This window comes from Saccharopolyspora antiqui (genome assembly GCF_052246905.1).
Taxonomy (GTDB): Bacteria; Actinomycetota; Actinomycetes; order Mycobacteriales; family Pseudonocardiaceae; genus Saccharopolyspora.
In genome coordinates this window covers 127,260-141,310 of sequence record NZ_JBQQBO010000007.1, presented here as the reverse complement: position 1 = coordinate 141,310, position 14,051 = coordinate 127,260, and the positions used below count along the sequence as shown (strand labels likewise).

The following is a 14,051-nucleotide window of genomic DNA, read 5'->3' as shown; positions in this document are numbered from 1 at the left end:
CCCGTTACGCGGCTTCTTCGGTGTCGTCCTGCTGCGCGAACTGGGTGCGGTACAGCTCGGCGTAGCGGCCGCCCCGGGCCAGCAGCTCGCGGTGCGTGCCTTCCTCGGCGATGCGTCCCGCCGAGATGACCAGGATGCGGTCCGCCTCGCGGATGGTGGACAGCCGGTGCGCGATGACCAGCGCGGTGCGTCCCGACAGCGCCGTCTTCAGCGCCTCCTGCACGGCCGCCTCCGACTCCGAGTCCAGGTGCGCGGTCGCCTCGTCCAGCACGACGATCGGCGGCGCCTTCAGCAGCAGCCGTGCGATCGCCAGCCGCTGCTTCTCCCCACCGGAGAGCCGGTAGCCGCGGTCGCCGACCACGGTGTCCAGCCCATCCGGCAGGTCGGCCACCAGATGTCCGAGCTGCGCGGTGCGCAGGGCGGCGGTCAGTTCCTCGTCGGTGGCGTCCGGCCGGGCGAAGGTGAGGTTCGCGCGGATCGTGTCGTGGAACAGGTGCGGGTCCTGGGTGACCACCCCGACCGTCGCGTACAGCGAAGCCAGCGACACGTCGCGGACGTCCGTGCCGCCGATGCGCACCGCACCGGACTCGACGTCGTAGAGCCGCCCGGCGAGGTTCGTGATGGTCGTCTTGCCCGCACCGGAGTGCCCGACCAGCGCGATCGTCTGGCCCGGCGAGACGCGGAAGGAGATGTCGTGCAGCACGTCGTGCGCGGGCGCGTTGTCCTGCCGGGCCACCGATTCCAGCGACGCCAGCGAGACCTCGCTGGACGCCGGGTAGCGGAAGGACACCGCGTCGAACTCGACGTCGGCCGCCCCGGCGGGCAGCGGCTCGGCGCCCGGCTTCTCCTGGATCATCGGCCGCAGGTCCAGCACCTCGAAGACCCGGTCGAAGCTGACCAGCGCGGTCATCACGTCGACGTGCACATTGGACAGTGCGGTCAGCGGCCCGTACAGGCGGCTGAGCAGCGTCGCCAACGCCACCAGGGTGCCGAGCTGGAAGGCCCCGGCCAGCACCAGCCCGCCGCCGAGCCCGTACACCACGGCGGTGGCCAGCGCCGCCAACAGGGTCAGGGCGACGAAGAACACCCTGCTGTACATCGCCGACACCACGCCCATGTCGCGCACCCGCTCGGCGCGGCGGGCGAACCGTTCGGACTCGTCCTCGGCGCGGCCGTAGAGCTTCGCCAGCATCGCCCCCGCGACGCCGAAGCGCTCGGTCATCAGCGAACTCATCTCGGCGTCCACCCGCATCTGCTCGCGGGTGACCCGCTGCAGCCGCCGCCCGATCCAGCGCACCGGCAACAGGAACAGCGGTAGCAGCGCCAGCGCGATCAGGGTGATCTGCCAGGACAGGGTGAGCATGGTCGCCAGCACCAGCACCAGGCTCAGCACGTTGGACAACACCGAGGACAGCGTGCTGGTCAACGCCCGCTGCGCGCCGATGACGTCGTTGTTGAGCCTGCTGACCAGCGCACCGGTCTGCGCGCGCATGAAGAACGCCACCGGCATCCGCTGCACGTGGTCGAAGACCTCCGAGCGCAGGTCGTAGATCAGCCCTTCGCCGAGCCGGGCGGAATACCAGCGCTGCACCAACGACAGCGCCGCTTCGAGCAGCGCGACACCGGCCACCGCGACCGCCAGCCAGACCACCACCGACATGTTCCGCGGCACGATGCCGTCGTCGATGATCGCCTTGAACAGCAGCGGGTTGATGATGCCGAGCACCGCCGCGGCGGCCACCAGCACCAGGAAGGGGACGATGTCGCGGGTGTAGGGCCGGGCGTAGCGCAGGATCCGCCGGGCCAGCCCGGGGGAGAGGCGTTGCCGGGTCACCGACTTGTCACTGGCGAAGGAGCGCATCGTCTCCCAGCTCATCGTCATGTTCGCAGTCCCCTCAGAGCACGTGGTGGAGTGTCGGGTCCATCGTCGAACTTCGTGTTAGGTGGAAGTCAACGCCGCCGGGCGGGTGCTGATTCCGCGGCCCGCCGCAGGCGCTGGCCACCGGGCACTGCAACGATTTAGCCACGGCGCCGTTTCCGATCGGTGCTGCCGCCGCGGGCGATCTTGAACCCGGCCGCCGGTGCGTTACTCTGTGCGCTGTTTCGGGCACGGTCCGAACTCGGGGACCGACTTGGCAGGCACGGTGCTGCGGCGGACGGGAGCGATCGCGGTGTTGATCCGCACTTCGGCCGGGGGTGGCCGTTGACGTTTTCCGGGCAGGAGCCCGCGCGCATCCCGCTGCGCGTGGCGGATCGGTTCTTCCTCACCGCGCACACCGGCGAGCAGCGCCTCGCCACCCGAGTGGACAGCGCGCTGGTGGCGTTGGGCTGCGCCGGGGGTCTGCTGGCGGAACTGATCCTGGAAGAGGAGATCGCGGTGACCCCCAGCGTCCGGCCCGCGGGCAAGGGCCGCTGTCCGGACTTCCTGTCCTGGGCGATCCTCCGGGAGATCCGCCTGGAATCCGGGCACGACCTGCGGACCTGGTTGGAGTTCCTGGGACAGACGGCGACCGAGAAGGTGCGCGCCCGGCTGACCATCACCGACGTGCTGCGGGAAGTCCCGGTGTCGGCGGGCTGGCGCGGCGGTACGGCCGCGGCGTGGCGGTTCGCCGACACCGCGGTGAGCAACTCGGAAGCCAACTTGGAAGTGCTTTTCACCAACGCCGAAACGGCCACCGGCAGCGGCATGATCAGCGACCCGGCGCGGCTGGTCGAGATCACCTTCGCGCTGCTGGCGCGCGAAACCGGCGTGCTGCGCCAAGTGCGGCTGCCCAAGCACGTCGCGCGGCAAGGCGAGTACCGGATGGAGTCCTGGGAGCCGCGCATCCCCGGTCCGCTGCGGACGTTGGTCAGCGAGGTGGCCGCGGCCCGCGGGCAGTCTGCGATCACACCGAGGCACTGAACCGATTCGACAAGGAGCGCGCCGTTGCCACCGTCCAAAGTGTCCGCCGCCTTAGCCCGTGCTCGCTTGGGCGTGACAACGATCGTGTTCTTCACCGTCGCCGCCGCAGCCCCGGAAACGGTGGTGGGCGGTGGTGCGGTCAGCGGGTTCGCGGTGTCCGGGGTGACCGGGATTCCGCTGGGCTACCTGGCGATCGCGCTGGTCCTCGGGCTGTTCGCGATCGGCTACGTCACGATGTCCCAGCACGTCGAGAACGCCGGGGCGTTCTACGCCTACATCGCCAAGGGGCTGGGCCGGGTCGCCGGGACCGCCGCCGGTGGTGTGGCGCTGGTGTCCTACCTGCTCATCCTGGTCAGCCTGGTCGGTGGTTTCGGTGTCGGCGCGGCCGACTTCATCCGACAGCTCAGCGGCGTGTCGATGCCGTGGTGGCTGCTCGCTGGAGTCGGGTTGGCGGTGATCGCGGCGATGGGCGTGCTGCGCATCGACGTCAACGGGCGGGTGCTGGGCGTGCTGCTGCTCGCCGAGGTCGCCGTCATCCTGGTCTTCGACGCGGCGTTCGTGTCCGCGCCCTCGGATGCGGGCGTGGTGCTCGACACGCTCAACCCCGCCCAGCTGATGACCAGCGCGGCCGGGGTGATCCTGGTGATCGCCTTCACCGGGTTCATCGGGTTCGAGAACTCCACGGTGCTGGCCGAGGAGGCGAAGAACCCGCGCACGGTGATCTACGCGACCTACATCTCGTTGGCCATCATCGGCGGGCTGTACTCGCTGTCGACCTGGGCCATGACGGTGGCCACCGGACCGGACAACATCGTGGGGCAAGCCGAGACGCACTCCACGGAACTGCTCTTCGTGCTCGCCGCCGAGCGGCTGCCGGGGGTGTTGGTGTCCGTCGGCTCGGCGCTGTACGTGACGAGCCTGTTCGCCGCGACGCTGTCGTTCCACCACGTCTGCGCCCGGTACTTCTTCGCACTGGGACGGGAAGGCGTCGGCCTGCGCTGGTGGGGGACCACCAGCCCGCGCACCGCCGCACCCGCGGCCGGATCGTTGACCAGCACCGCCATCTCGGTCGTCGTGGTGGTCCTGGTGGCGGTGACCGGTCTGGATCCGATCACGTACCTGTTCTTCTGGGGGGCATCGGTGGGCGCGCTCGGCGTTCTGACCCTGGTGCTGCTGACCTCGTTGGCGGTCGTCGGCTACTTCGTGCGGGAGCGCGACCACGGGCACAGCCGGTGGCGGACCACCGTCGCACCAGCGGTGGCGGCGCTGGTGCTGGGCGTGGTGCTGGTCCTGACGGTGTCGTCCTTCGGCACCGTGCTCGGGGTGTCCGAGGGCGACCCGGCGGCCTGGGCGCTGCCGTTGGCGTTCCTGGTGGTGCTGGTGCTCGGCGCGATCTGGGGCGCGGCCCTGAAGCGGTTCCGCCCGGTGGCCTACGCCCGGATCGGGATGGGAGCTCGCGCCGCCACCGTGCAGGTCGAGCAGGAGCCCGCGGATGTCCACTGAGGACACCCGGTTGCGCACCCTGCTTCGGGCGTTCCGCGACGATGCCTTCGCCCAGTGGTTGCTGCCCGAACGGGCGCACCGCCACCACGTGTACCGCGAATGGTTCAGCATGGTCCTGGCACACGCCGAGACGGCGGGTCGGGTGATCGCCGGTGCCGACGATCTGGCGGTGCAGGTCTGGCTGTCGGGGCGCACCGGGCCCCCGGCCATGCTCGACGACGCCGCCACCGAGCGCCTGCTCGAACTGGCCGGGCCCCAGGTGCACCGCTTCCGCGCGTTCGGCAACCTCAGCACCGACCGACATCCGCGAGAACCCCACCAGTACCTGGCGCTGATCGGTGTCGATCCCGCGGTGCAGGGCACCGGGATCGGCGGCCGCGAACTGGGCGATGCGTTGCGGGAGTGGGACATCGACGGCCTGCCGTGCTACTTGGAGGCCAGCAGCGAACGCAGCCGGAACCTCTACCTGCGCCTGGGCTTTCGGGACTTCGGCGACCCGATCGTCCTCCCGCACGACGGCCCGGGCCTCTACCCGATGTGGCGCGAGCCGCACGCAACGTGACTTCGGGGCAACGTGACTTCGGGCGAGGCTTGCGTCGCGGGCCTAGGTTTCCGCGCCGACGTAGTCGAATTCCCAGGTCCCGTCGGATCGTTTGGCGCCTCGCTCGTAGATCAGCAGCGGCGGTACGGCTTGGGCGTTCCGCGTTCGGGCGGGCAGCGTGATGCGCGGAATCGGTTTGCCCGACGCGTCCGCGGCCACTGTCACCTCGTGGCCGTCCTCCGGCCCACCTCGCAGCCGAACCCGGATGTCTGCCACGCGAAACTCCCCTCCGTGATCGAGAACGACACCGCTTCGACCGGGGCGCCGTGGGCTCGGTTCCAGCTGTCACTGGATCGTGTGGCCAGCCGTGATGACCAGGTTGGACGGTACTGGTAGAAACAACGGATGAACGTCGAACGCACGGTGCGGTTGTGCTTCGAAGCCGGTGCGGTGGCAGCCGAAACGCACGTCAACCTCTCCGCAGTGCGCACCGACGGTGCGCACCTGTGGATCGCCGGTGACGAAACCGCCACTGTGGAACGCCTGACCTGCGACAGCGTCGACCGGCCGACCGAATATCGCGAACACGTCAGTTTCCCCTTGGCCGATGTCGTGCCGCTACCCGGTGAGGCCGACGAAGAAGTGGACATCGAAGGCATTTCGCGCAACGGACCGTATCTGTGGGTGGTCGGTTCGCACAGCAGCAAGCGCAAGAAGATCAAGAACGGGCAGTCCGACGCCAAGGCGGCCAAGCGGTTGGCCTCGGTCAGCGCCGAACCGAGTCGTCGAGTGCTGGCGCGCATCGCACTGGCCGACGACGTTCCGGCGGGCACCACGCCGGAAGGCGGGCGCAGCGCGGCGCTGGGCGGACCCGGTCTGGTCGACCTGCTCGACGACGACGAGCACCTGGGTCCTTTCCTGGCGATTCCGGGCAAGGACAACGGTTTGGACATCGAGGGCATCGCCGTGCACGGCGAACCCGGTGCGGAACGGGTGTTCCTCGGCTTGCGGGGGCCGGTGCTGCGCGGCTGGGCGGTCGTGCTGCAGGTGGCGCCTCGCGAGGACGACGACGAGCTGCGGCTGACCAAGTTCGCCGACGGCGAACGCTACGTCAAGCACTTCCTGGACCTGGACGGCCTGGGCATCCGCGATCTGTGCGCACACGGCGAGGATCTGCTGATCCTGGCCGGTCCGTCGATGGACCTGGACGGTCCGGTGCGGATCTACCGCTGGCCCGGCGCGGGCCGCATCGAGGCCCCGGAGGTGGTGCACCGCGATGAGCTGCACCGCGAACTCGACCTGCCCTACGGCGAAGGCGACGACCACGCCGAAGGCATCGCCCTGCTGCCCTCCGGGGAACTCCTGGTGGTCTACGACAGCCCGGCGCGACGACGGCTCACCGAGCCCGGCGTGGTGATCGCAGACGTGGTGCAGCTCAAAGCCTGATCGCGGACTCCGCTGCTTCGCGGTGCGCGAGGCGGCGAACTAGAACTCAGATCATCTCGGTGATGTTGGGTTCGATGCCGAGCAGTGCGCGGCCGAACAGTTCCGCATTGCTGGCCGGGTGCGCGATGGCGTGTCGACTGGCCGTCTGGACGTCGCGCAGAATCGCGTGCAGCGGATCCGATTCCGACATCGCGCTCGCGCCGTAGACGGACACGAGGATGTCGACGGCCTCGCGGCACTGCTGGATCGCGTAGCTGCAGTGCTGCCGCAGTCGAGCACGTTCGACGTAGTCGGGATGCGTCTCGGACAGCGCATGGCCGTCCACCACGGCCGCCGACCGGTGTGCGATCAGCCGCGCAACGTCGATCTTCATCGAGGCTTCGGACACCGCCAGCTGGAACGCGGTGGCATCGCGCTGGTACTGGTAGCTGGTGAAGGCGATGCCGCGCTGGCCGGACTGGGACACCACGTGGTCGAGCGCTTCCTCGGCCATGCCGAGCAGCGGGGCGATCAGGAAGGTCGACATCGTCGGGATCAGGGCGCTGCGGTAGCGCGGGGTGTTGTTCCGCTTGCGCGGGAACACGCCCTGCGTAGCCGGGGCCCGGTGCAGCACGCGGTGGTCGGGGATGAACACGTTCTCGCCGATCAGCAGGTTGCTGCCGGTGCCGCGCATCCCGAGGGTGAACCAGGTGTCCTTGACGCGCAGCTCGCTCATCGGGACCAGGCAGAAAGCGGCGCCTGCCGGGTCGCCGCCGCCATCCGGATCGTCGTGCTCGGATAACGACATGCCGAGCATGGCCCAGTCCGAGTGCAGGCAACCGGAGGCCGGTGCCCAGCTGCCGCTGACCTGCCAGCCGCCGTCGACGCGCCGGGCGGCGGTCTTCGGCGTGAGCACCTGGCAGATCTTCGCATCCGGGTTGGTGCCGAAGACCTCTTCCTGGGCCTGGTCGGAGAAGAGCCCGGTGAGCCAGTCGCCGCAGCCGAGGATCACCACCAGCCAACCCGCCGACGCGTCGCCCCTGGTGATCTCGACGGTGGCGTCCATGATGGTGCGCAGGTCGTACTCCGAGCCGCCGAACCGGCGCGGCACCCACGCCCGGAACAGCCCCGCCTCGTCGAGCGCGGCGATCGTCTCGTCAGCGAGCCGACGTTCCTGCTCGCCTTCGGCGCGATGCCGTTCCAACAGCGGACGCAACGCCGCCGCGCGCGCAACGACATCGTCCCCCGGCCCGAACGCCCCGTCGGTCCCCATGCTCGACTCCTCCAGATCCACCGAACCCCGGTGATCAGTGTGCACGGACCGCAACTTAGCCGTGTCACCTGGTCGGCGGCGAGCACAATTTCCCGAGGAACGCGTTCACCGAGGCGAACGCGCCTCTCCCGCGAAATCGCCCGGTCCGGCCGAACCCGGGGTGACCAGGACGTGCAGCGTGCGGGGACCGTGCACGCCTTCGACCCGGTTGAGTTCGATGTCACTGGTGGCCGACGGTCCGCTGATGAAGGTGGTCGGTCGCGTGGGGTCCAGGCGGTGCAGCGCTGCCGGAACGTCGTCGGCGACCTGCGATTCCTCGACGACGCAGATGTGCACGTCCGGCACCAGCGTCATGGCCCGGCGGCCTTGCCCGGGGCCGTGGTCGAGCACGATGGTGCCGGTCGAGGCGATGCCCACGGCGGCGGTGGTGATCACCGCGTCGATGTGGTCGAGCCCGGCCGTGTCGATGTCCGCACCGTCAACCTGTTCGAACTCCGCGCGCAACGCCTCGCACCACGGCTGTGGTACCCCAGCGGGGGTGAGCACTCGGCGAGCACCGACTCGGCGTGCGGCGGCCACGATCGCGGCGGGCAGCTCGGCGGGGGCGACGCGGTCCACTGTGGCCCGGTAGTCGGCGACCTGCTCGCAGAACAGGCCGACCAGATCGGCGGCCGGACGTTCGGTTCGATAGGCGCGCGGGATGCTCGTCGCCGCCGTCCGCTCGGTCCGCCGCAGCGCCGATCGCACCCGACCCAGCACCGCGTCGCGCGCCGAATTCCCTTCGCCCATCACGAATTACCCCCTCGGGTGCGTTCCCACCAGGCGCGGAAGGATTCCTCGGCCGGGGCGGGTGCGTCGCGCGCATCGGTCCAGCGGGACAGCGGCGGGGGCAGTCGGCCGATGGTGCCCTTGCGGCCGATGATCCGGCGGCTGGCCGCCGCCACCCGCTGCGCGGCGGCCAGCCGTTTCGCGTCCCCGAACACCCAGGACGCCAGGCCCATCAGCGCGTCCAGCGGCTTGGACCGCCAGCCGTTCTCCTCGACCACGCGGGTCCGCAGATGTACCAGCAGATCCGGGATGTTGATCGCCACCGGGCACACGTCGTAGCAGGCACCGCACAGCGACGACGCGTACGGCAGCGATTTGTCCACTTCGGACGTCGTGCCGCGCAGCTGCGGGGTCAGCACCGCACCGATCGGTCCCGGGTACACCGAGCCGTAGGCGTGGCCGCCGGTGCGCTCGTACACCGGGCACACGTTCAGACAGGCGGAACAGCGGATGCAGCGCAGCGCCTGGCGCCCGATCTCGTCGGCGAGCGCGTTGGTGCGGCCGTTGTCCAGCAGCACCACGTGGCAGGTCTGCGGGCCATCGCCGTCGGCGACTCCCGTCCAGGTGGAGTTGTACGGGTTCATCCGCTCACCGGTGCTGGAGCGCGGCAGCAGCTGCAGGAAGACCTCCAGGTCCTGCCAGCTCGGCACCAGCTTCTCGATGCCGACCACGCTGATCAGCGTTTCCGGCAGCGTCAGGCACATCCGGCCGTTGCCCTCGGATTCGGCGACCAGCAGGGTGCCGGTCTCGGCGACCGCGAAGTTCGCGCCGGAGACGGCGACCTTGGCGCGCAGGAACTTCTCCCGCAGGTGCCGCCGCGCGGCCTCGGCCAGCCGGGCGGGCTCATCGGTGAGATCGTCGGGCGCGGGCGTGCCGACCTTGCCCATCTCGCGCCGGAAGATCTCCCGGATCTCCGCGCGGTTGCGGTGGATCGCGGGCACCAGGATGTGGCTTGGCGAATCGTGTCCGAGTTGGACGATCAACTCGGCCAGGTCGGTCTCCCACGCGTCGATCCCGGCTGCTTCGAGGGCCTCGTTGAGCTCGATCTCCTGGGTGGCCATCGACTTGACCTTGACCACTTCGCGTTCGCCGGTGGCCCGCACCAGGTCGACGACGATCCGGTTGGCCTCCTCGGCATCCCGCGCCCAGTGCACCGTCGCACCGGCCGCGGTGGCGGCGGCCTCGAACTGCTCCAGGTAGGTGTCCAGATTGGACAGCGTGTGCGCCTTGATCGCGGCACCGGCCTCGCGCAGCTGCGCCCAGTCGTCGAGTTCGCCGACGACGGCGGCGCGTTTGTGCCGGATCGTGGCGGTCGCGTTGGCCAGGTTGTGCCGCAGCTGGGAGTTGGCCAGCTCGCGCTTCGCGGCGGCCGGGAAGGCGGGCATGCCCAGGTAGGTGCCGGTCACTTGTCCGCTCCTTCCGTGGCGGCGAGGATTTCGGCGAGGTGCATCACCCGGATCCCGGACCGCTGCCGGGAAAGCAGGCCGCCGATGTGCATCAGGCACGAGCTGTCCCCGGCGCAGAGCACCTCCGCATCGGTGTCGCGGACGTGGCGCGCCTTGTCCGCGCCCATCGCCACCGACACGTCCGGGTTCTTCAGCGCGAAGGTGCCGCCGAATCCGCAGCACTGGTCGGCCGCGGGCAGCTCGACGAGGTCCAGCGAGCGCACCGCGCGCAGCAGCCGCAGCGGCTTGTCGCCGACCCGCAGCAGTCGGGCGGAGTGGCAGGTCGGGTGGTAGGTGACCCGGTGCGGGAAGTAGGCGCCGACATCGGTAACCCCGAGCACGTCGACCAGGAACTCCGACAGTTCGTGGACCAGCGGTGCGATCTGCGCGGCGGCCCGGCTGAGCCGCTTGTCGCCGTCGGCGACCAGCGCGTGCTGGTGGCGCACCGAGGCGACGCACGACCCGGAGGGGGCGACGACGGCGTCGTAGTCGGCGAAGGCGTCCACGAAGGTCCGCAGCGAGGTCCGCGCCTGCTTGCGGTAGCCGGTGTTGGTGTGCATCTGCCCGCAGCAGGTCTGCGCGCGGGGGAACTCGACTTCGCAGCCGAGCCGCTCCAGGACCTGCACCGTCGCCTGTGGTGCCGACGGGAACAGCGTGTCCCCGAGGCAGGTCGCGAACAACGCCACCCTCATGCCCGCATCACCTCTCCGTTCGGCCTCAACCGAAATCCTCGCCGGTACCTGCGGCCACCGCCGCCCGACCATTGTTTCCCAACTCGCACCCGGACGGGTGGTGGGTGAGGGGCACCTGTGACCCAGTTACTCGGTCACGGGTGCCCCTCACCCCGCAAGGTTCGCGAGTTCGGGGCGACTCGGAGGTCCGCGCCGATCCTGGCCGCGGTCTGCAGGAGCGGGGGGAGGAGGTTGTGGCGGGCGTCTGCCGGGCTGGTGCGGGAGGCGTGCGAGGAGATGTTGGCCGCGGCGACCACCCGGTTCGAGCGGTCCCGGATCGGGGCGGCGATCGAGCGCAGCCCCGCCTCCAGCTCCTGGTCGACCAGCGCCCAGCCCTGGTCCCGGATGCGGGCGAGTTCGCGCTTGAGACCGGCCGGGGTCGTGATGGTGTGCGGGCCCAGCGGCTGCAGTTCCACCCGGGAGAAGTAGTCGTCCAGCTCGGCGTCCGAGAGGTCCGCGAGCAGGACCCGGCCCATCGAGGTGGCGTAAGCCGGGAAGCGGGTGCCGATGTTGATCGACACGGTCATGATCCGCGAGGTGGGCACCCGCGCGACGTAGACGATGTCCGGGCCGTCGAGCACCGACACCGACGCCGACTCGTGCACCTCGGCCACCAGCCGCTCCAGGTAGGGCTGGGCGATCTCCGGCAGCGAAACGCTGGACAGGTAGGCGAAACCGAGCTCCAGCACGCGCGGGGTCAGCGCGAACACCCGGCCGTCGGTCCACACGTAACCGAGGTGCACCAGGGTGTGCAGGAACCGGCGGGCCGCCGCCCGCGACAGGTCGGTGGCGCGGGCGACCTCGGATAGCGTCATCTCCGGGTTGGACTCGTTGAACGCGCGGATCACCATCAGTCCGCGCGCCAGCGACTGGACATAACCGCCGCTCGGCTCGGACACGGGCTCCATGGCGTTGTCTCCTGCCCGGTTCAGTCTGGTCGTTGTTCGCTCAGGATCGTATTGGCGATCGCGAAGGCGCTGTTGGCCCGGGGCACCCCGGCGTAGACCGCGACGTGCATCAGCACCTCGCGGATCCGCTCCGGCGGCACCCCGTTGCGGCGGGCCGCCTTCACGTGCATCGCGAACTCGTCCTCGCAGCCCAGCGCCGCCAGGATCGCCAGCGTCAGCATGCTGCGCGTCTGCCGGTCGACGCCATCGCCGGTCCACACCTCGCCCCACGCGTAGCGGCTGATGAAGTCCTGGAAGCCCTCGGTGAACGGGGTGATCTTGGCGTTGGCGCGGTCCACGTGCTCGTCGCCGAGGACCTGTCGGCGCACCTGCATGCCCTGGGTGTGCCGGGTGGCGTCGTCGAGGCGGTCGGGCATCACAGGCTCCTCGTGAAGTGGTCCAGCAGCAGCCGGTTGACCGCTTCGGGTTGTTCGGCGTTGGCCAGGTGCGCGGCCGGGGACAGCACCTCCACGCGCGCGCCCGCGACGGCGGCGGCGATCCGCTCGGCGTGCGGCGGGGGCGTGGCCGGGTCCTCGGCACCGGCGATGACCAGCGTCGGCGCGGTGATCTCGGCGAGCCTGGGCAGCAGGTCCATGGTGGCGATCGCCTCGCAGCAACCCGCGTAACCTTCGTCGTCGACCGCGGCGAGCATGCCGCCGAACTTCTCGACGATGTCCGCACGCCCGGCCAGCTCGGCGGTGAACCACCTCGGCAGCGACGGCTCGACCATCACCTCGGTGCCCTTGTCCCGAACCAAGGCGGCGCGCTCGCGCCAGTTCGACGGCGGGCCCAGTTCGGCGGAGGTGCAGATCAGCGCCAGCCGGTCGATGCGTTCCGGCGCGTGCTCGGCCAGCCACATGCCGGTCATGCCGCCCAGCGACACCCCGGCGAAGTGCGCCTTGCGGATGCCGAGTTTGTCCAGCAGCGCGAGCACATCGCCGCCGAGCTGCTTGAGCGTGTAGGGGCCGGGCTTGCCCGCCGTGCCGCCGTGGCCGCGCTGGTCGTAGCGCAGCACCTGGAACTCCTGGGCCAGGGCGGGAAGCTGCTCGTCCCACAGCGTCAGGTCGGTGCCGATCGAGTTGGACAGCACCACGACCGGGGCACCGTCCGGCCCGGTCAGCTCGTAGTTCACGTTCACCGGATTCTCCAATTCGGCGTGTGCGGCCAGGGCGCGGTCGATGAAGGCGGGGGCAGCGCCGAGGTAGTCGGCGGGCTCGGTCGCCGCGATGACCTCGGCTTCCGAAAGCACCGCGCGCACCTGAGGATCGGCCAGCAACTCCGCGCGCAACGTCGTGCCCTCCTGCGCCGCGCGGCGGCACAGCCGGGAGACGAGATCTTGCGCGTCGGTTCGGCCGAGGGCGTTCATCAGCGGGCCCGCGGCGCTTTCGGCCATCACCAGTCCACGGGTGAGGTCGAGGTTGGCGGCCATCCGCTCGGTGTGCACGCGCAGTCCGGCCAGCAGTTGTCGGGTTCCCGCGGCCGCCGCGGCGACCAGGCGCAGCAGTTCGGTCAGCGGTTCCCACTCGGCCTGCCAGGCCCCAGCGGCTCGCTCGTACTCCTGCGGCATCGCCGACAGCAGGGTGGCCACCAGGCCGGGCACCCGGTGGGTGGCGGCGGCGATCAGCACCGCCGCCGCCGGATTCTGCTTGTGCGGCAAGGCAGATGAACCGCCCGCCTTGCCTTCGGCGAGCTCGCCGACCTCGGTCTGCGCGTGCAGCTTGACGTCCAGCGCCATCTTGCCCAGCACCCCGGCGGCGGTGCCCAGCGCACCGGCCAACTCGGCGATGCGGGTGCGGTCGGTGTGCCAGGGCAGCACGGGCTCGGCCAATCCCAGTTCGGCGGCGAGCAGTTCGGTCACCCGGATGCCCTCGGCGCCCAGCGAGGCGAGCGTGCCCGCAGGACCGCCGAACTGCACCGCCAGCCGCGCCTCGCGGAGGTGGTGCAGCGCTGCGGTGGCCTCGTCGAGCGCGGTCAACCAGCCCGCGCAACGGTTTCCGAACGTCGTGGGCAGTGCCTGTTGCAGCAGCGTCCGGGCGATCATCACCGTGTCCCGGTGCTGCTCGGCCAGTCGGGCGCAGTCGTCGGCCGCGGTGCGCAGCTCCGCGATGATCAGGGCCAGCACGTCGCGCACCACCAGCATGGCCGCGGTGTCGATCACGTCCTGGCTGGTCGCACCGCGGTGCACGTGCGGTTTCGCATCGGCGTCCACCAGCGCGGTCAACTCGCGCACCAGCGCGATCACCGGGGTCGCCGACGACACCGCGCGTTCGGCGATCGAGTCGGCGTCGAACAACTCCGCCCGGCAGTGCCGGGCGATTTCCTCGGCGGCCGCGGCCGGAACGACCCCGGCCTTGGCCTGCGCGGCGGCCAATGCCGCCTCGAAGTCCAGCATCGCCTGCAACCAGGCCGCGGCGCTGGTCCGCTCGGTGGCCGCAGGCGTGCTGAACATCGGGCCG

General features: G+C 70.5%; 13 protein-coding genes and 1 pseudogene. 4 read left to right on the top strand and 10 right to left on the bottom strand.

The features are described from left to right. Positions 1-4: 4 nt before the first annotated feature. Positions 5-1,882 carry an ABC transporter ATP-binding protein gene (locus ACTWQN_RS14195; protein WP_443203911.1) on the bottom strand — a complete coding sequence of 626 codons (1,878 nt, stop codon included), beginning with the start codon at positions 1,880-1,882 and terminating at the stop codon, positions 5-7. A gap of 321 nt (positions 1,883-2,203) precedes the next feature. Between ACTWQN_RS14195 and ACTWQN_RS14190 the strand changes: the two genes are divergently transcribed. From ACTWQN_RS14190 to ACTWQN_RS14180, 3 genes are all read left to right on the top strand, one after another. Next, positions 2,204-2,902, top strand: a complete 699-nt coding sequence (locus ACTWQN_RS14190) for a GPP34 family phosphoprotein (protein ID WP_443203910.1) — start codon at positions 2,204-2,206, stop codon at positions 2,900-2,902. Between the two features lie 72 nt (positions 2,903-2,974). After that, positions 2,975-4,405 carry an APC family permease gene (locus ACTWQN_RS14185; RefSeq protein ID WP_443204053.1) on the top strand — a complete coding sequence of 477 codons (1,431 nt, stop codon included), beginning with the start codon at positions 2,975-2,977 and terminating at the stop codon, positions 4,403-4,405. After that, positions 4,395-4,967 (top strand): GNAT family N-acetyltransferase, encoded by a 573-nt coding sequence (locus tag ACTWQN_RS14180; protein WP_443203909.1) that lies wholly within the window; start codon positions 4,395-4,397, stop codon positions 4,965-4,967. Before ACTWQN_RS14185 ends, ACTWQN_RS14180 begins: the two co-directional genes overlap by 11 nt. Before the next feature lie 42 nt (positions 4,968-5,009). Here ACTWQN_RS14180 and ACTWQN_RS14175 read toward each other — a convergent pair whose 3' ends face one another. Continuing rightward, the gene (locus tag ACTWQN_RS14175) at positions 5,010-5,222 is read right to left on the bottom strand and encodes a DUF8847 domain-containing protein (protein WP_443203908.1); all 213 of its coding nucleotides are present in this window, start codon (positions 5,220-5,222) and stop codon (positions 5,010-5,012) included. A 129-nt stretch (positions 5,223-5,351) separates the two neighbouring features. On the opposite strand from ACTWQN_RS14175, the gene ACTWQN_RS14170 reads away from it, so the two are divergent. Beyond that, a complete protein-coding gene (locus ACTWQN_RS14170; protein ID WP_443203907.1) occupies positions 5,352-6,392 on the top strand; it encodes a DUF3616 domain-containing protein in 1,041 nt (346 codons plus the stop codon). Positions 6,393-6,438: 46 nt separating this feature from the next. Here ACTWQN_RS14170 and ACTWQN_RS14165 read toward each other — a convergent pair whose 3' ends face one another. The 8 genes and pseudogenes from ACTWQN_RS14165 to pcaB form a co-directional block, all read right to left on the bottom strand. Beyond that, positions 6,439-7,644, bottom strand: coding sequence for an acyl-CoA dehydrogenase family protein (locus ACTWQN_RS14165; RefSeq protein ID WP_443203906.1), 1,206 nt, complete (start codon positions 7,642-7,644; stop codon positions 6,439-6,441). A gap of 105 nt (positions 7,645-7,749) precedes the next feature. Then, positions 7,750-8,433, bottom strand: a complete 684-nt coding sequence (locus tag ACTWQN_RS14160; protein WP_443204052.1) for a LutC/YkgG family protein — start codon at positions 8,431-8,433, stop codon at positions 7,750-7,752. Next, complete coding sequence (locus ACTWQN_RS14155) at positions 8,433-9,857, bottom strand: LutB/LldF family L-lactate oxidation iron-sulfur protein (RefSeq protein WP_443204051.1); 1,425 nt, start codon at positions 9,855-9,857, stop codon at positions 8,433-8,435. Before ACTWQN_RS14155 ends, ACTWQN_RS14160 begins: the two co-directional genes overlap by 1 nt. 17 nt (positions 9,858-9,874) lie before the next feature. Then, on the bottom strand, positions 9,875-10,609 hold the full coding sequence (locus tag ACTWQN_RS14150) for a (Fe-S)-binding protein (protein WP_443203905.1): 735 nt from the start codon (positions 10,607-10,609) through the stop codon (positions 9,875-9,877). A 134-nt stretch (positions 10,610-10,743) separates the two neighbouring features. Beyond that, a complete protein-coding gene (locus ACTWQN_RS14145; RefSeq protein WP_443203904.1) occupies positions 10,744-11,556 on the bottom strand; it encodes an IclR family transcriptional regulator in 813 nt (270 codons plus the stop codon). A 20-nt stretch (positions 11,557-11,576) separates the two neighbouring features. Next, positions 11,577-11,972, bottom strand: coding sequence for a 4-carboxymuconolactone decarboxylase (pcaC, locus tag ACTWQN_RS14140; RefSeq protein WP_443203903.1), 396 nt, complete (start codon positions 11,970-11,972; stop codon positions 11,577-11,579). Continuing rightward, positions 11,972-12,733: a 3-oxoadipate enol-lactonase gene (pcaD, locus tag ACTWQN_RS14135; protein WP_443204050.1), complete on the bottom strand. Its 762-nt coding sequence runs from the start codon at positions 12,731-12,733 to the stop codon at positions 11,972-11,974. Before pcaD ends, pcaC begins: the two co-directional genes overlap by 1 nt. Before the next feature lie 42 nt (positions 12,734-12,775). Beyond that, positions 12,776-14,044 (bottom strand): annotated as a pseudogene (pcaB, locus tag ACTWQN_RS14130) (3-carboxy-cis,cis-muconate cycloisomerase); the annotation flags it as partial. Positions 14,045-14,051 lie beyond the last annotated feature (7 nt).